This window comes from Kitasatospora hibisci (genome assembly GCF_043950205.1).
Taxonomy (GTDB): Bacteria; Actinomycetota; Actinomycetes; order Streptomycetales; family Streptomycetaceae; genus Kitasatospora; species Kitasatospora hibisci.
This window is the reverse complement of record NZ_CP171642.1, coordinates 8,312,168-8,327,000: the sequence shown is the minus strand read 5'-3', so window position 1 is coordinate 8,327,000 and position 14,833 is coordinate 8,312,168. Positions and strand designations below refer to the sequence as shown.

The window sequence follows — 14,833 nt, the reverse complement described above, 5'->3', positions numbered from 1 at the left end:
GGCCACGCTAGGACGCGACCGACCGCCGCCCCGGGCGGACACACGGGGCGACGGCAAAGTGCACCCTGACCGGCGACCCCGGGCCTTCGGCTGCGTGAGGAGGGGCCGGTAACGCCCTACAGCAGCCGCAGGTGGTCCAGGGCGAGGTAGGCGGCGGCGGTGTCACTCATCAGTCCCGCGCGGAGCACCCGGGAACGGAACTCGTCCAGGGAGAGCGTCACGACATCGATGAACTCCGTCTGCTCCAGCTGCGGTTCGGCCACCGGGACGCAGTCGGTGGCGACGAACGCGTACCGGCGGGCGTCGGTGTAGGCATCCAGCCAGTAGGCCCCGACCGCCTCGACGTCGCCCTTGTAGCCGGTCTCCTCGAGCAGTTCCCGGGCGACGGCGTCGGCCGCCTGCTCACCGGGGTCCAGGTAGCCACCCGGCAGGTCCCACAGGACGCGCCCGGGTCCCGGCCGGTACTGGCGGGCGAGAACGACACGCCGGTCCGGGGTGAGGGCGAGCACGGCACCGGCCGCGCGCTCGCGCTTCAGGTAGAAGACCTCCTGGGCCCCGTCGGGGAGGCGGAAGCCGACGCGGTCGACGGCCCGGCCGAACTTCGAGAAGACGGTGGTGCGCGAAGTCTCGCGCCAGGACGCGGTGGTGGGAGCGACGGTGCCGGGGTTGTCGGTGCCGGTGGAATCGGCGTCGACGTCGGCGGTGGCGGCGAGGTCGGCGGTGGCGGCGAGGTCGGCGGTGGCGGCGGGGTCGGCGGTGGCGGCGAGGTCGGCGGTGGCGGTCACGGTCGGGACTCTACGGCCCACGCCCCCGGCCGGGAGGACGCCGAGGCGGCCGTCACGGGGCAAGGAGGCGAACGTCTCCCCCACCGGGTGGCCGGCCCGAGGTGGATCACTTCCGTCCTGCCGCCGTACACACCCCGGTCACGTGCCTGATCGCCGGGGGCGGGAGGCTCACCGCGACCGACCTCCCGCGGTGAGCCTCCGGAGCACGTGCCGGAGCCTTCGGGAGGCCGACCGATGCCGCCGGGGAACCTCACCCCGTCACCCCGCCCGGCGCCCGTCCGCTCACCCCGTCGGAAGGAAGACCCGCCCATGTCCGCGGACACCCCCCGCACCGCCCGGCCGCGCCACTACCTGATGTGCCGTCCGACGCACTTCACCGTCGACTACTCGATCAACCCCTGGATGAACCCGGACAAGCCCACCGACGGGGAGCGGGCGATCGCCCAGTGGGAGCAGTTGCACGCGCTCTTCCTCGACCTCGGCCACACCGTCGAGCTGATCGAGCCGACCCCGGGCCTGCCGGACATGGTCTTCGCTGCCAACGGCGCCACGGTGGTCGACGGCACGGCGCTGATCGCCCGCTTCCGCCATGAAGAGCGCGCCGACGAGGCCCCCGCGTACGTCGAGTGGTTCCGCGCCCGGGGCTACCGGGTGCAGCGGGCCGAGTTCACCAACGAGGGCGAGGGCGACTACCTGCTGGTCGGCGGGCGCCTCCTGGCCGGCACCGGCTTCCGCACGGACCGCCGGGCACACGCCGAGGCGGAGCGCGTGCTCGGCTGCCCGGTCGTCACCCTGGAGCTGGTGGACCCGCGCTACTACCACCTGGACACCGCGCTCTCGGTGCTCACCAACACCGAGATCATGTACTACCCGGCCGCCTTCTCGCCCGCGAGCCTCAGGACCCTGCAGGAGCTCCACCCGGACGCCGTGCTGGCCTCCGCCGAGGACGCGGCCGTGTTCGGACTGAACGCCGTCTCGGACGGCCGCCGGGTCGTCCTGCCCGAGGCGGCGGTCGGGCTGGCCGAGCAGCTGCGCGCGCGGGGCTTCGAGACCGTCGGCCTCGACCTCACCGAACTACTCAAGGCCGGTGGCAGCGTCAAGTGCTGCACCCTGGAACTGCGCGCCGCAGCTCAGTAGCGGCAGCGGCACCGGGAGGCTGGGGCCTCGGGTGGAACGGGTGGTCAGTTCCCTGTGGTGTACTACGCGTTCACCGAAGGTCCACCGTTCTCACCAGGAGCCACCCCGCCATGAACGCCCCCTGCCCGCAGTGCGCCGCGTCGGACGAGTCCGCCACCGTGGCGCAGTCCCTCGTGGACATCGACCGGCCGCTCGACGAGGCGACGCGCGCGCTGCTGTCCTCGCCGCCCGAGCCGGCCGGCATGAGCGGCGCCGCGATCGCCCTCTTCTGCCTGGCCGGTCTCCTGGCCGTGTCAGGGGTTCGCGGGCTGCTCACCGACGATGACGGCAGCAGCTCCGACGTCTCCTACCGGCTCGGCTACACCCTGGGCCCGTTCCTCGTCGCGGCGATCCTGGTGGGCGTGGCACTGGCCGTGAACGCCGTCGCCCAGCGCCGGCGCCGCGCTGCCCGGCGGGGGCAGGGCGCGGCGCCGACCCGGGCGCAGTGGGAGCAGCACCGCCGGGTGTGGCGGGCGGCATGGCTGTGTCGGCGCTGCCAGGTCGCATTCTTCCCTGCGGCGACGGTCCGCCCGGACTTCCCGGCATCGCCGGCGATACCCGTCGATCAGTTCCCGCTCTGGGTGGCGACCACCGCCGAGCGCGCCTTCGGCACGACCGCCCCACCCCTTCCCCGCTGATTCCGATCGGAGCCGACGACCCGGCAGGTTCGGCGCCCTGATGCGCCGGAGCACCGTGGTCGGCTCGGCGGGCTGCTCGACGTGAGCGCCCTCGAAGGAGAAGGTGAAACACGGCTGCGACCGCGTGCACGCGCTGCCACACTTCGTATCCGACCCGCCGTCATGGCGGGGCCGGGCAGGGCTCTACGTGTTCAGGGCGCGTCGTGCCGTGTCGGTGAATGTTTCCACGACGTCCCAGAGGGCGGCGCAGAGCGTGGGGAGCTCGGCCGGGTCGCCGGGGCCTCGCAGGATGTCCTCCACGAGTTTGAAGACCTTGGTCGAAGCGGGGCGCACGGCCGTGGCGGCTCTGGCAACGTCGTCGGGGCCTTCCAGGCACACGATGTCGAGTGCGGGAAGAAACCGGTCGTGGTAGTTGTCGCGGAGGTCGCTGTGGATCCCCGAGAGTGCGCTTCGCCACTCGGGGTGGGTCGCCCCGCGGAACAGTGCCATCGCGCTGCCGTGGAGGTTTCCCGTGATGTGCACGGAGGCGATGAACTCCAGGTATGCGGCACGGCGGGCCTGTCGGGTGTGTCCGTGGCGGCTCTCGGCAGCGTTGAGCTCGGCCGTCTGGCGAGCTGATCGGGCCGATAGGCGGCCAGTCGTCCAGCTTGCGGTGACCGCGGTCGCACCGGTGATGGCGGCGATCAGCCATGACGAGTCCCCCATGCCGAGCAGTGTGCGACCGACGGATGCGGGTGGCAACCCCCTCAGGCGTGCGCGGTGAGGTCGCGGTCCTTCACCATCGTGGTCCGGGTGTTCACCGTCGAGACCATCGCCGAGCGGTAGATGCCGGCCGAGTTCTGGACGTCGAGCTTGTCCCCGAAGATCCCCTCCACCGCCCGAGCCCGGACGGCCCGGCAGGACGGGCTGTACCGCAGCTCGATGCCACGGCCCGCGACGGTGCCGTAGCGCGCGGTTTAGGCGTCGTACTGACAGGTCGTCTTGGCCGGGTCCAGGCCCGTACAACTGCTGGCGTAGCAGGTGGAGGAGGTGGCGGACGCGACCGGAGCGAGGGTCAGTCCCCAGGCGACGACCATGGTTGTGGCGGCGAAGACGGTCGCCATCCGGCGGTGAAGGCTGCCCGTCGGGCTAATCCTCAGGAGGTCCCCCGACAGCGCTGCCGCCGCGTTGCTCCAGCGCCTCATGGCCCGGGCGTGCGCGGCCTCCCCGGTCGCCGGGACCGGCCGGGTGCCGCCCCGGTTGAGCAGGTACATCTCCTTCATCGACCGGCCCGGCCCAGGACGGCGACAGCAGGACGGCGACAGCAGGACACGGCCGTGAGCTGCTAGGTTGCGTCCAGGCGAACGCGCGTACGGAGGTAGTGTTGTGATCGGGCTGGGAGCAATAGCGGGGATCGCGCTGGTGGAGCTCGGCATGGTGCTGACACCGGGGCCGAACATGATCTACCTGGTCTCCCGGTCGATCGCCCAGGGCCGCCGGGCGGGACTCGTCTCGCTGGCCGGGGTCGCCCTCGGCTTCCTGGTCTACCTCTTCGCGGTGTCCGCCGGAATAGCCACCGTCTTCGCGCTGGTGCCCGAGATCTACCTGGCCGTCAAGCTGGCCGGGGCGGGCTACCTGCTCTGGCTGGCCTGGAAGGCCGTCCGGCCGGGTGGCCGATCCCTCCTCGCCCCCCAGGAGTTGACGCCGGACGGGACCCGCAAGCTCTTCCTGATGGGCCTCGCCACCTGCCTGCTCAATCCCAAGGTGGCCATCCTCTACATCTCGTTGTTGCCCCAGTTCGTCGACCCGGCGCGCGGCCATGTCGGCATGCAGGGAGTGCTGTTGGGGCTGACCCTGATCACGGTGGGCGTCGCGGGCAACGCGTTCTTCATCGTGACGGCCGGCTCCGTCGCCGGGTTCTTCGGCCGGCACCCGCTCTGGCAGCGCGTGCACCGCTATGTGATGGGCACCGCGCTGGCGGGCTTCGCCGTCCGGATCGCCACCGAACGGACCGGCGCGGCGGTCGCCCTGCGCTGACAGCGCACAGCCGGGCCCGCCCGGGAACCGGGCGGCGCCCCGACCACACCACCCGACCCGGCGCCGGGCTCGCACGGATGAGCATCTCTCAGCAAGCCCGGCCCGGGCCGGGCCCCGGGGCGTCCGCGCCCCCGCCCCCGCCCGCCAACAGGTCGCCCAGCGAGCTGCGCCGGTACAGCACGTGCCGACCGTCCCGTGCCCGGGTCACCAGGCCCGCGGCGTGCAGGATCTGCAGGTGCTGCGAGACGGCGCTCGGGGTGACCCGCAGGCGGCGGGCGATCTCCACCGTGGGCAGCGGCGCCTCCAGCAGGCCGAGCAGCCGGGCCCGGGCCGCGCCCAGCAGGGCCACGAGGGCAGCCGGGTCGGCGGCCGGCGCCGCCTCCCACAGCGTGGCGACGCCCCGGCTCGGATACACCAGACGGGGCGCCTCGTCCGGGCTGACCGGCGGCGCCGGCTTGTGCGCGAACACCGACGGCAGGAGCAGGAGCCCGCGTCCGGAGGCCTCGACGCGGTGCCGGCCGATCATCCGGTCGACGTGCAGCACGCCGCCCTCCCAGCGGAGGTTGGGGTGCATGTCGGCGAACAGCAGCCGGGCGCCCCCGACGGCGAGCTGCCGGGCGCGGTAGGTCATGTCCGCCTCCAACACGAGGCGCATCTGCGGCCAGTGCGGTGCGAGGGTCACCTCCCAGTACCGGCGCAGGAGTTCGCAGAGGTCGCCGCGGAGCGCGGTCACCGCCTCGTCGTCGTCCGCGGCGGCGTGCAGGGCCGCCGGGAGCGGGTCCGGCGCGTGCGCGAGCCGAAGGTCGTGGCGAACCCGGTCCGGGTGGACCTTCCGGACGACGGCGAGCTCCTCCTCGAAGGTCGGCGCGAAGGCCGTGGGCGTCGGGGTCAGGAAGTCGGGGAGCGTCCGCCGCCGGGCGACCAGGGCCATCAGCAGCCCTGTGTCGAGTCCGCCCAGCCTGCCGAGCACCGATCGCCGCCAGGGCAGGTGCAGCGCGGACAGGCCCGGGTCCTGCAGCACCCGGAGGCTGAACAGGGTCTCGTGCAGCGGCGACAGCGCGAACCGGGTGTCCGCGAGGTCTTCGACGCCGAGCACGAAACTGATCATCAAGCACCACGCTACATCCGTTGGCGCACCGACGCCGATGCCGTGGACTCGCCGCATGACATCCGTTCAGGACCGGCCGGGGCGCGCGAGGCGCCGACAGCACGAGGGAACCGGAGGCAGCGGGAGGCGACGTGACGAACCGCCGCCTGGTCCCGGTCCTCGCCGCCACCTGCGCCGTGGCGGTCGGCAACCTCTACTTCCCGCAGGCCGTCGGGCCTCTGATCGCCGCCGGGCTGCACGTCTCCCCCGACGCGGCCGCCACCGTGGTCACCGCCACCCAGGTCGGCTACACCGCCGGGATCGTCCTGCTGGTGCCCCTCGGTGACCGGCTCCCGCACCGCCCGTACCTCCTCACCCTGCTCTCCCTCTCCGGCCTCGCCCTGCTGGCCGCCGGCTGTGCACCGACCCTGCCGCTGCTGCTCGCCGCGAGCACCCTCATCGGTCTGACCACGATCGGCGCCCAGATCGTCGGCATCCTGGCCGCCACCCTCGTGCCCGCCGGACGCCGGGGCGCGATGACCGGGGCCCTGCTCAGCGGCTCGACCGGCGGCATGCTCCTCGCCCGGGCCTTCAGCGGCACCCTCGGCGAACGGTTCGGCTGGCGCACGCCCTACCTGGTCGCGGCCGCCCTGGTCCTGCTCCTGGTCCTGGGCCTGGGCCGCGCCCTCCCCGCCTCCGCCCCGGCGTCCACGCGCGAACGGTACGCTGCGCTGCTGGCCGAACCCCTGCGGCTGCTGCGGACCGAACCCCGGTTGCGCCGCTCCTGCCTCTACCAGGCCACCGCCTTCGCCGGGTTCTCCGCCGTGTGGACGTGCTTGGCCTTCCTGCTGGCCGGCCCCGCGTACGGGCTGGGCGCCGAGGCCGTGGGCCTGCTCGCCCTGGTCGGCGCCGCGACCATGGTCTGCACCCCTGTCGCCGGCCGCCTGGTGGACCGTCACGGGCCCGACCCGGTCAGCCTCGTCTGCCTGGTCGGCGTCCTGGCGTCGGCCGTCCTCCTCGTCCCGGGCGCCCTCGGCGGCCCGTCGGGCCTGGCCGCCCTCGCCGTCGGGACGCTGCTGCTGGACGTGGCGATGCAGTGCGGCATGGTCGCCAACCAGGTCCGCGTCAGGCACTCGCCCCCGAGGCCCACGGCCGGCTCCGGAGCGCCTACATGACCTGCGCCTACCTGGGCGGCAGCGCGGGCTCCTGGCTGGGCACCCGCATCTGGACACAGGCCGGCTGGTGGGCGGTCTGCGCCTTCCTCGCCCTCCTGGCCGCCCTCGCCTTGGCCCACCACCTGCCCGGCCGGAAGGGCCACCGGCCCGGCCCGGCCCGGTGACGGGACCCGCCGACCAGCCGGGCAGCGAGTCCCCCGCAGCGGTCTGACCGCCGGGCGGCAGAGCCGGTGGAGGGCACGGCGTTCAGAACCCGCCGGTGTCCAGGTCCAGATCGAAGGGTTCGGGCAGTCGGATCGCCGTGGCGAAGGGGTGCGGACCCTCGACCAGGGTGTACCCGAGCTGGCCAGGTCGGGAGAGGAGGGTGCAGGCGCGTTCCTGACGGTCCACCAGGAGGTGGACCGGTGCACCGAACTGCGAGTACCGGCGCCGTTTCGCCGTCCGGTCGGTGTCCCCGTTCGAGGGTGACGTCACCTCCACCACCAGCAGCGTCTGGTGAGGCAGCAGGGCGCCCTCGGTCTTGGCCGGCCCGGCCGGCACGACCGCCAGGTCCGGGACGTAGAAGTTCTCCGCCCCGGGCAGGTCGAGGTTCCCCGAGCCCGCCCGAAGGCCGAGCTCGCACATGCGCGGGCCGATCTGTTCACGGATCAGGTCGACGGCGGTCTCGTGGCCCAGGACGGCGACACCGGGGTGATCACTCCCTCGACGATCTCGACACGGTCACCCGCGATGTGCTGGATCGCGTACTTGAGGGCCTGCTCCGGGTTGGGGACATGGCGGTAGTCACCCGGGCCGGCAGGGACGGTACTCAACCTGCTCCCCTTCTGGTGCAGTCACAGACCAGGTGGCGTCGTGGCGGTTCGAACCACCAGCACGTGACCACGGTCCGCACCCGGCTCCGCCACACGCCGTAGCCTACTGCCGGCCGGGCGGGCGGGAGGCCCCGCCGGCCGGCGGCATCGCACGACGGGTCAGCAGGTGACCGGCACCTCCACGACGGAGGTGGGCGGGGGCGTACCGAAGTCGGTCAGCGAGAACGACGCACGGACGGTCGAGCCGCAGGGGGCGACGGCGCTCGGGCCGTTGACGTAGCCGGTGCCGGTGCCGAGGTAGACCGAGCCGGTCTCCCGTCCGAGGGACGCGCCGCCGACGACGGACGCCGACACGTCGTAGATGAAGCTCCCGCCGCGGCTTCCGGCGAACAGCTGCGCACTGGTCCCGTAGACGCGCACGGATTCACGGTCGACCGTGACGCAGACGGTGTTCCGCCTGTTGATCATCTGAACGGAAGGGCCGCACGTCGTCGTGGCGGCGGTGGCAGCCGCGGCGGTGGCGGCGGTGGCGGTGGCACCTGTGGCAGGGACGGCAGCCGCCGGGGCGGCCACGGCCCGGGGGGCCGCAGTCGCCGGGCCGAGGACGGCCAGGAAGGTGAAGGCCAGGGAAGTGAAGGCCAGAGAAGTGAAGGTCAGGGCGCTTCGGTTCACGGGAGTTCTCCTGAGGGTCGGCGAGGCATGCCGTGTGGGGCCGACACCCTTCTTAGACAATGTGATATGTCACATCTGACATTGATACTGCCATGACTGCGGAACCACCCGTGCACATCCGGGCGACCGGCCCTGGAACGGTCCGTAAACCGACCCCGACGCGACCGAAACCGAGCCCCGCTCGCCCCCGGTCCGTCCGGCCGCCCCGCCTACGCGGCGGCCCGCCGCGCGTCCACCTCGATCTCGATCTTCATCCGCGGGTCGGCCAGGCCGCAGACCAGCATGGTGGCGGCCGGCCTGACCTCACCGAAGCAGCGACGCAGGACCGGCCAGCACGGCTCGAAGTCGGCCCGGGCCGGCATCAGGTAGCGCACCCGCACCACGTCCGCGAAGGTGCAGCCGGCCTCGGCCAGGGCGGCCCCGATGTTCCGCAGGCACTGCTCGGCCTGCTCCACCACGTCGTCCGAGATCGTCATGGTGGCGTAGTCGAAGCCGGTCGTCCCGGACACGTGCACCCTGTCCCCGTCGACCACGGCGCGCGCGTAGCCGATCTGCTCCTCGAAGGGCGAACCACTGAGAATCGAACGTCGCTCCGTCATGGGCCGCACGCTAGGCGGGCGGACCCGATACGTCCAATACACCCTCAGGTGTGGGGTGATATCACTGGACGTATGGTGCGACCGGAACTCCCCCTCCTCCGACTGCACGCGTTCGTCGTCCTCGCCGAGGAACTCCACTTCGGGCACGCGGCCGAACGGCTGGGTGTCGCCCAGCCTCCGCTGAGCCAGCAGATCCGCCGGCTGGAGGAGAAGGTCGGCCACCCGCTGTTCCACCGCGAGCCGGGCCGCGTGACGCTCACTCCCGCGGGCCGGGAACTGCTGCCCGCCGCCCGACGGGCCCTCGCCGACGTCGCGGCCGGCCTCGCCGCGGCCCGGGCGGTCGGCAGTGGCCGGGCGGGCCGTCTGCGGATCGGCTTCGCCGCCTCGCTCGCCCTGACCGTCCTTGCCCGGCCTGCTCCGGACTTTCCGGCAGCGGTTCCCCGACGTGCAACTGGATGTCCGCGAGATGACGACCGCCCCTCAGCTGGCCGCCCTGAAGGACCGGAGCATCGAGGTCGGGCTGCTGCGCGAACCCCCCGCCGACGACCCGGAGCTCGGCTTCCGGACGATCCTCCGCGAGCCGTTCGCGGCGGTGCTCCCGGCCGGCCACCCACTGGCCTCCCAACGGACGATCCGGCTCTCGGACCTGGCGGACTCACCGTTCGTCATGCTGCCGCGCGAGGTCGGCCCGAGGCTGCACGATCAGATCATCGGCCTGTGCGCTGCGGCGGGATTCACCCCGCGCATCACGCAGCGTGCCGTGGAGTGGCAGACCCTGTGCGCCCTGGTGCAGGCCGGCCTGGGCGTCACCCTGGCGCCGGCGAGCATCCGCCGGATCCGCCTCGACGGGGTCGTCCTCCGCCGCACGGCCCCCGGCGACGCCCGTACCCGGGTCGCCGTCGCCTGGCGCAGGCACGAGCAGAACCCCCTGGTCGCGAACCTGCTCGCCACCGTCGACTGCTACCCGGCCGTCGACCAGGACCCGCCGGAGCCAGGGGTCGGCGCTGACGGGTGACGGCACCCGGCAGGCCCGGGTGGCGGCCGGTGTCGGCCGGCACCCGGGCCTTGGGGCACCGCTTCCCGGCGGGGCGGCCAGGGGCGGTGCGGGACCTGCCGCCTCACACCAGCGCGTAGGCCTCGGCCTGGCGGTCGATGAGCAGCGGGGTGATCCCGTCCAGGACGAGGTCCTGGTAGGAACCGCTCTCGCGGTGGGAGACCAGGGCCGCCTCGTCCTCGTACTCGGCGAAGACGACGAACGCGGCCCGGTCGCGCAGGGAGCGGACCACCCGGAAGGCGAGCACGCCCGGTTCGGCGAGGGCGGCCTCGGTGACGGCGGGCAGCAGGTCGGCGACGCGCTGCTCGGCGCCGGCGTCGGCGAGCCAGTCGGCGATGACGACGAGGGACACGGCGGGTTCCTTCCGGGTGGTGCGGGGGCGACCGGTGGGCGCGGGTCAGGGAACGGTGACGACGATCTTGCCGCGAGTGTGGCCGGCGGCGTTGAGGCGGTGGGCCTCGGCGGTCTGCTCCAGCGGGAAGGTCGCGGCGACCTCGACGGTGAGCCGGCCGCTGTCGGCGAGCTCGCCGAGCGCCGCGAGGTCGGCGGTGTCAGGGCGGACGAAGACGTACCGGCCGCCGAGGGCGAGGACGGCGCCGTCGGCGACGGAGGCCAGGCGGCCGCCCTCCGCGAGCAGGGCGGGCGACAGCTGGAGGGCCTCGCCGCCGATCAGGTCGAGCACCGCGTCGACGCCGTCCGGGGCGAGCGCGCGGACCCGGTCGGCCAGGCCGTCGCCGTAGGCGACCGGCTCGGCGCCCAGGCCGCGCAGGTAGTCGTGGTTGCGCTCGCCGGCGGTGCCGATCACCCGGGCGCCGAGCGCGACGGCGATCTGGACGGCGAGCGAGCCGACGCCACCGGCGGCCGCGTGGACGAGGACGGTCTCGCCGGGCTTGACCTCCAGGGCGCGGGTCAGCGCCTGATAGGCGGTGAGGCCGGCCAGCGGCAGGCCGGCGGCCTGGGCGAAGTCGAGGGCCTCGGGCTTGCGGGCCAGGGTGCGCACGGGCGCCGCGATGTACTCGGCGAAGGTGCCGCGACGGACCATGTCCTCGCGGACGTAGCCCATCACCTCGTCGCCCGGCGCGAACTCGGTGACGCCGACGCCGACCTGCTCGACGACGCCGGCGACGTCCCAGCCGGGGATGACCGGGAAGACGACGTCCAGCACACCGTCCAGGTAGCCGGCCTGGATCTTCCAGTCGACCGGGTTCACCGAGGCGGCGGCGACCCGGACCAGGACGGAGTCCGGGCCGAGCTTGGGCTCGGGCACGTCACCGTACTCCAGGACGTCCGGTCCGCCGTAGGCGCGGTAGGTGATGGCCTTCATGGGAGTGCTCCTGTGCTGCTGGACAAGAAGTGTTGATTTGCTTGATGGTTTATCTCCTCAAGCAATACTGAGACGGTAGACCTCGATAATTGAGGATGTCAAGCAACGCCGCCTAGACTGATCCCATGACCAGGACCACTCCCCCGCCCGCCCAGGCCGCCGACACGGTCCAGATCATGGACCGGCTGGCCCGCGCCGCCGCCGACTACTACCGGAACTTCGCCACCGTCGCCGCCCGCCAGGACCTCACCCTCATGCAGGGCAAGGTGCTGAGCCTGCTCCGCCGGCCCATGCCCATGCGCACGCTCGCCGGCACGCTCGGCTGCGACGCCTCCAACGTCACGGGGATCGTCGACCGCCTGGAGGCCCGCGGCCTGGTCCACCGCGAGCCCGACCCCACCGACCGACGGATCAAGAACGTGGTGCTCACCGAGGCCGGCGTCGCCGCGGTCGGGAGCATCCGCGCCGAGATCGCCGCCGGCCTGCCCGGCCTCGCCCGCCTCGACGGCGCCGAGCGTGCCGCCCTGCTCGGCCTGCTCGACCGGGTGTTCCCCACCACCGAATCACCCTGACGGCGTCCGACGGCGGCCGACGGCGGCCCCCGTCGGACGCGCGACCCGATCGGTTCCACGGTCCACTCGAACGTGCCACCTGCGCGGCGTGTCCCTGGGCCGCCGCCCTCTCCTGCGCTGTGGTGGGAATCGTCGTTCGCCGGCCCCGCCCCTCCCGGGCGGTGACCGGCGCCCCTGTCACACGCACACGGCAACGGAGGCATCCCCATGTCCATCACCACGGTCCTCAGCGTCGACGGCATGAGCTGCGGCCACTGCGAGCGGACGGTCAGCGCCGGGCTGTCCGCACTCCCCGGCGTCACCGGGGTCACGGCCGACGCGCCGACCGGGCGGGTCACCGTCGCCTCCGCCCAGCCGCTCGACGAGGCGCTGCTCCGCAACGCGGTCGACGCGGCCGGCTTCGCCTTCGTCGGCCGCAGCTGACGGCGGGCGGGCGGCGAACCGGGTGATCAACCGGTTCCGCGGCCCGAGGGCGGCTGCCGGACCTGCGGCCTGAGGCCGGTCGCGGCCGAACGGCGGCGCGCCGGACGGCCGCAGGCCGTACGTTCCGGCGCCGCCGAGGCGGTGCGCTGCACCCGTCGCCGCGCCAGTCGTCACGCCAGTCGTCACACCAGTCGTCGCGCGAGGAAGACGAACTCCCGGCCCGGCCGGTCGGGGGCGTCGCCGACCTCCTCGACGGCGAACCCGCTCGCCACCAGGTCGGCCTCCACCTCGTCGCGCTCACGGAAGCGCAGCGTGGAGTCCGAGGTCATGACCGCCCCGTCCGCGGCGAACACGTACGTCCACCGGAACGTCACCAACGGCCCGTCGACATCGATCAGGTCGACCCAGGTCTCCACGGCGCCGACACCCGGGAGCGCCGTCACCGCGTACGAGTCCGTGCGGTTCCACCGCTCCCAGGCGCGCGCCGCCGGGACTCGGGTCTCGAACACCAGGTGGCCGCCCGGACGCAGCACCCGGCGAGCCGCCGAGAGCGTCGTCCGCCAGGCCGCCGGCAGGCGCGCGGGGCCGCTGCGGCGCCCCGAGCTGTTGACGCGCACATGCCACCGCCGGAAGGATGCCCGGGACCGACCGTTCGCTTCCGCCCGACCGAGAGGGACCCCCTTGGCCGCCCACCCGCTGATCCGCCGAGCCGGCCGCCGCGTCGGCCGCCTGGCCGGCACCGTCGTCCTCGCCCTCGCCGGGGCGCTGGCCGCGGCCGGGCCCGCGCACGCCGACTTCGGCACCGACTACCACGACCCGCTCACCGCCACGAAGCCGCTCACCCGGCCGGACACCCGTTCCTGCACCGTAGAGGTGATGCACGATCAGCCGTTCCGCAACGGCTACGGCAGCCCGCCCGACACCCCGTACACGGCCACCGCCACCCCGCCGGCCGCCTGCGCCGGGCCCTGGTCGGCGGTCGTGCTGGACCTGCACGGCCAGGTCGCCGGCCGGCAGTTCGACCGGCTGTTCACCGTCCGCGTCGGCGGCGTCCAGGTGCTGCTCTCCTCCACCCCCGAACCGTCCAAGGACGGCATCGAGTGGTCGCTCGAACGGGACGTCACCCGCTACGCACCGCTGTTCGCGGCCGGGCGGCAGCCCTTCGAGTTCGACCTCGCCAACGTCACCGACGCCACCTACACCGGGGTGTTCCGGATCTCGGCGAGCCTCACCTTCTACACCGCCTCCGCGCGGTGGCCCGCCGCCCGCACCGCCGACCGGCTGCTCACCACCGGGGCGTTCGGGCTCACCCAGGCCACCCCCTCCGCCGGCCGCGAGCTGTCCTTCCCGCCGAACCTCGAACGCCTCACCGCCGAGGTGTACGCGCGCGGCGGCGGCGCCTGCGAGGAGTTCGCGTACGCCTCCGCGCCGGACGAGTTCGCCCGCGCCGACTCCGGCGCCGGCGTCTGCGGCAAGGGTCCGTTCCGCGAGCTGCGGGTCAGCATCGACGGCCGGGTGGCCGGCGCGGTCTGGCCGTACCCCGTGATCTACACCGGCGGGTGGGACCCGCTGCTCTGGCGACCCACCCCCGGCATCTTCGCCTTCGACCTGCCCGCCTACCGGCTCGACCTGACCCCCTACGTCGGGCTCCTGGTGGACGGACGACCGCACACCGTCGCCGTCGCCGTCAACGCCGCCGAGGCCCAGAGCAACGACCTCTGGACCGGCCAGGTCAACCTCTTCGCCGACGTCGACCACGGCACCGCCCGTACGTCCGGGCAGCTCACCGAGTACCGGGTGGCCCCGGAGGCCGCGGTGGCCACCGCCCTCACCGACCACGGCGGCGGCAGCGGCGACTGGACCGTCACGGCGGGCCGCCACGACCTGGCGCGCGGTTGGGTGCAGACGTCGCACGGGCGGGTCACCACCGAGGTCCGCGACGACCTCGTCTTCACCTCCGCCCAGCAGTTCCGCGACAGCGGCAACGGCCTGACCCTGCACAACCGGAGCGACCTCACCCGCACCACCGCCACCTGGGGCTCCGGTCCGCGCCGCACCACCACGATCCACGAGGGACAACCCCTCGACGTCGACTACCGGTACGCCAGGGACGCGGCCGGCAACACCGACCAGCGCACGACCATGAACCTCGGCTACCACCGAGAGGCCACCGCCGCGACCGGCGCCCGTGTGACCGACCGCGCCACCGTCGACCACACGCTGCGCCCGACCGCCCATCGACACGACGGCGACACCACCGTCCGCACGGGCGGCTCGGTCGAGGACTACCGCACCACCGGCCCGGAGGGGCCGTACCACCGCACGATCACCACCGTGGACGGCTGGCCGGTCGACCGGTAGAACGCCCGGCACTCCGCTGCAGAACCCGGTGTGATCGGGGCTGCCGGCTGGCGGCGGCAGCCCCGATCTCGTCGCGCGCGCCGGCAGAACATACCGGACAGTGGGCAACAGGGGACTTTCATTCGGACGGAGTCCGGCA

At 73.6% G+C, this 14,833-nt stretch carries 16 protein-coding genes and 4 pseudogenes; 9 read left to right on the top strand and 11 right to left on the bottom strand.

Annotated elements, in window-relative coordinates; translation table 11 throughout:
* Nucleotides 1–116: 116 nt before the first annotated feature.
* On the bottom strand, nt 117–785 hold the full coding sequence (locus ACF9IK_RS36200) for an NUDIX hydrolase (protein WP_395298299.1): 669 nt from the start codon (nt 783–785) through the stop codon (nt 117–119).
* 309 nt (nt 786–1,094) lie between these two features.
* Here ACF9IK_RS36200 and ddaH point away from each other — a divergent pair, with 309 nt between their 5' ends.
* Both ddaH and ACF9IK_RS36190 read left to right on the top strand, forming a co-directional pair.
* Nucleotides 1,095–1,922, top strand: coding sequence for a dimethylargininase (gene ddaH, locus ACF9IK_RS36195; protein WP_395298298.1), 828 nt, complete (start codon nt 1,095–1,097; stop codon nt 1,920–1,922).
* A gap of 110 nt (nt 1,923–2,032) precedes the next feature.
* A complete protein-coding gene (locus ACF9IK_RS36190) occupies nt 2,033–2,599 on the top strand; it encodes a hypothetical protein (RefSeq protein WP_395298297.1) in 567 nt (188 codons plus the stop codon).
* A 183-nt stretch (nt 2,600–2,782) separates the two neighbouring features.
* On the opposite strand, the gene ACF9IK_RS36185 is transcribed toward ACF9IK_RS36190, so the two are convergent.
* The 3 genes and pseudogenes from ACF9IK_RS36185 to ACF9IK_RS36175 all read right to left on the bottom strand — a co-directional run bounded on the left by ACF9IK_RS36185 (nt 2,783) and on the right by ACF9IK_RS36175 (nt 3,852).
* Nucleotides 2,783–3,304 carry a hypothetical protein gene (locus ACF9IK_RS36185; RefSeq protein ID WP_395298296.1) on the bottom strand — a complete coding sequence of 174 codons (522 nt, stop codon included), beginning with the start codon at nt 3,302–3,304 and terminating at the stop codon, nt 2,783–2,785.
* A gap of 41 nt (nt 3,305–3,345) precedes the next feature.
* A pseudogene (locus tag ACF9IK_RS36180) lies at nt 3,346–3,528 on the bottom strand (DUF2690 domain-containing protein); the annotation flags it as partial.
* A 27-nt stretch (nt 3,529–3,555) separates the two neighbouring features.
* Complete coding sequence (locus tag ACF9IK_RS36175) at nt 3,556–3,852, bottom strand: hypothetical protein (protein ID WP_395298295.1); 297 nt, start codon at nt 3,850–3,852, stop codon at nt 3,556–3,558.
* 112 nt (nt 3,853–3,964) lie between these two features.
* Here ACF9IK_RS36175 and ACF9IK_RS36170 point away from each other — a divergent pair, with 112 nt between their 5' ends.
* Nucleotides 3,965–4,615: a LysE family translocator gene (locus ACF9IK_RS36170; protein WP_395298294.1), complete on the top strand. Its 651-nt coding sequence runs from the start codon at nt 3,965–3,967 to the stop codon at nt 4,613–4,615.
* A gap of 88 nt (nt 4,616–4,703) precedes the next feature.
* On the opposite strand, the gene ACF9IK_RS36165 is transcribed toward ACF9IK_RS36170, so the two are convergent.
* Entirely contained in the window at nt 4,704–5,723 is a 1,020-nt protein-coding gene (locus tag ACF9IK_RS36165; protein ID WP_395298293.1) for an ArsR/SmtB family transcription factor, read from the bottom strand.
* 131 nt (nt 5,724–5,854) lie between these two features.
* Here ACF9IK_RS36165 and ACF9IK_RS36160 point away from each other — a divergent pair, with 131 nt between their 5' ends.
* Together ACF9IK_RS36160 and ACF9IK_RS36155 are read left to right on the top strand one after the other, a co-directional pair.
* Nucleotides 5,855–6,877, top strand: coding sequence for an MFS transporter (locus ACF9IK_RS36160; protein ID WP_395298292.1), 1,023 nt, complete (start codon nt 5,855–5,857; stop codon nt 6,875–6,877).
* The gene (locus ACF9IK_RS36155) at nt 6,874–7,041 is read left to right on the top strand and encodes a hypothetical protein (protein WP_395298291.1); all 168 of its coding nucleotides are present in this window, start codon (nt 6,874–6,876) and stop codon (nt 7,039–7,041) included. The genes ACF9IK_RS36160 and ACF9IK_RS36155 overlap by 4 nt, the downstream gene beginning before the upstream one ends.
* 82 nt (nt 7,042–7,123) lie before the next feature.
* Here ACF9IK_RS36155 and ACF9IK_RS36150 read toward each other — a convergent pair.
* The 3 genes and pseudogenes from ACF9IK_RS36150 to ACF9IK_RS36140 form a co-directional block, all read right to left on the bottom strand.
* Nucleotides 7,124–7,689: pseudogene (locus ACF9IK_RS36150) on the bottom strand (Uma2 family endonuclease).
* Nucleotides 7,690–7,848: 159 nt separating this feature from the next.
* Nucleotides 7,849–8,361 carry a hypothetical protein gene (locus ACF9IK_RS36145; RefSeq protein ID WP_395298290.1) on the bottom strand — a complete coding sequence of 171 codons (513 nt, stop codon included), beginning with the start codon at nt 8,359–8,361 and terminating at the stop codon, nt 7,849–7,851.
* 209 nt (nt 8,362–8,570) lie between these two features.
* Complete coding sequence (locus ACF9IK_RS36140) at nt 8,571–8,960, bottom strand: RidA family protein (RefSeq protein WP_395298289.1); 390 nt, start codon at nt 8,958–8,960, stop codon at nt 8,571–8,573.
* A 72-nt stretch (nt 8,961–9,032) separates the two neighbouring features.
* Here ACF9IK_RS36140 and ACF9IK_RS36135 point away from each other — a divergent pair.
* Nucleotides 9,033–9,975, top strand: a pseudogene (locus ACF9IK_RS36135) (LysR family transcriptional regulator).
* A gap of 103 nt (nt 9,976–10,078) precedes the next feature.
* On the opposite strand, the gene ACF9IK_RS36130 reads toward ACF9IK_RS36135, so the two are convergent.
* Together ACF9IK_RS36130 and ACF9IK_RS36125 are read right to left on the bottom strand one after the other, a co-directional pair.
* The gene (locus tag ACF9IK_RS36130; protein WP_395298288.1) at nt 10,079–10,366 is read right to left on the bottom strand and encodes a putative quinol monooxygenase; all 288 of its coding nucleotides are present in this window, start codon (nt 10,364–10,366) and stop codon (nt 10,079–10,081) included.
* A gap of 45 nt (nt 10,367–10,411) precedes the next feature.
* Complete coding sequence (locus ACF9IK_RS36125) at nt 10,412–11,338, bottom strand: NADP-dependent oxidoreductase (RefSeq protein ID WP_395298287.1); 927 nt, start codon at nt 11,336–11,338, stop codon at nt 10,412–10,414.
* 125 nt (nt 11,339–11,463) lie between these two features.
* On the opposite strand from ACF9IK_RS36125, the gene ACF9IK_RS36120 reads away from it, so the two are divergent.
* Entirely contained in the window at nt 11,464–11,910 is a 447-nt protein-coding gene (locus ACF9IK_RS36120; protein WP_395298286.1) for a MarR family winged helix-turn-helix transcriptional regulator, read from the top strand.
* Nucleotides 11,911–12,117: 207 nt separating this feature from the next.
* Nucleotides 12,118–12,333 (top strand): heavy-metal-associated domain-containing protein, encoded by a 216-nt coding sequence (locus tag ACF9IK_RS36115; protein ID WP_395298285.1) that lies wholly within the window; start codon nt 12,118–12,120, stop codon nt 12,331–12,333.
* A gap of 182 nt (nt 12,334–12,515) precedes the next feature.
* On the opposite strand, the pseudogene ACF9IK_RS36110 reads toward ACF9IK_RS36115, so the two are convergent.
* A pseudogene (locus ACF9IK_RS36110) lies at nt 12,516–12,905 on the bottom strand (SAM-dependent methyltransferase); the annotation flags it as partial.
* Between the two features lie 109 nt (nt 12,906–13,014).
* Here ACF9IK_RS36110 and ACF9IK_RS36105 point away from each other — a divergent pair.
* Complete coding sequence (locus ACF9IK_RS36105) at nt 13,015–14,694, top strand: peptide-N4-asparagine amidase (RefSeq protein WP_395298284.1); 1,680 nt, start codon at nt 13,015–13,017, stop codon at nt 14,692–14,694.
* Nucleotides 14,695–14,833 lie beyond the last annotated feature (139 nt).

Excerpts from the sequence above, each read along its gene's own strand:
- ACF9IK_RS36185 (WP_395298296.1), bottom strand. The coding sequence starts at position 3,304 with ATGGGGGACTCGTCATGGCTGATCGCCGCCATCACCGGTGCGACCGCG.
- ACF9IK_RS36140 (WP_395298289.1), bottom strand. The coding sequence starts at position 8,960 with ATGACGGAGCGACGTTCGATTCTCAGTGGTTCGCCCTTCGAGGAGCAG.
- ACF9IK_RS36175 (WP_395298295.1), bottom strand. The coding sequence starts at position 3,852 with ATGTACCTGCTCAACCGGGGCGGCACCCGGCCGGTCCCGGCGACCGGG.
- ACF9IK_RS36115 (WP_395298285.1), top strand. The coding sequence starts at position 12,118 with ATGTCCATCACCACGGTCCTCAGCGTCGACGGCATGAGCTGCGGCCAC.
- ACF9IK_RS36120 (WP_395298286.1), top strand. The coding sequence starts at position 11,464 with ATGACCAGGACCACTCCCCCGCCCGCCCAGGCCGCCGACACGGTCCAG.
- ACF9IK_RS36165 (WP_395298293.1), bottom strand. The coding sequence starts at position 5,723 with ATGATCAGTTTCGTGCTCGGCGTCGAAGACCTCGCGGACACCCGGTTC.
- ACF9IK_RS36190 (WP_395298297.1), top strand. The coding sequence starts at position 2,033 with ATGAACGCCCCCTGCCCGCAGTGCGCCGCGTCGGACGAGTCCGCCACC.
- ddaH (WP_395298298.1), top strand. The coding sequence starts at position 1,095 with ATGTCCGCGGACACCCCCCGCACCGCCCGGCCGCGCCACTACCTGATG.
- ACF9IK_RS36125 (WP_395298287.1), bottom strand. The coding sequence starts at position 11,338 with ATGAAGGCCATCACCTACCGCGCCTACGGCGGACCGGACGTCCTGGAG.
- ACF9IK_RS36155 (WP_395298291.1), top strand. The coding sequence starts at position 6,874 with ATGACCTGCGCCTACCTGGGCGGCAGCGCGGGCTCCTGGCTGGGCACC.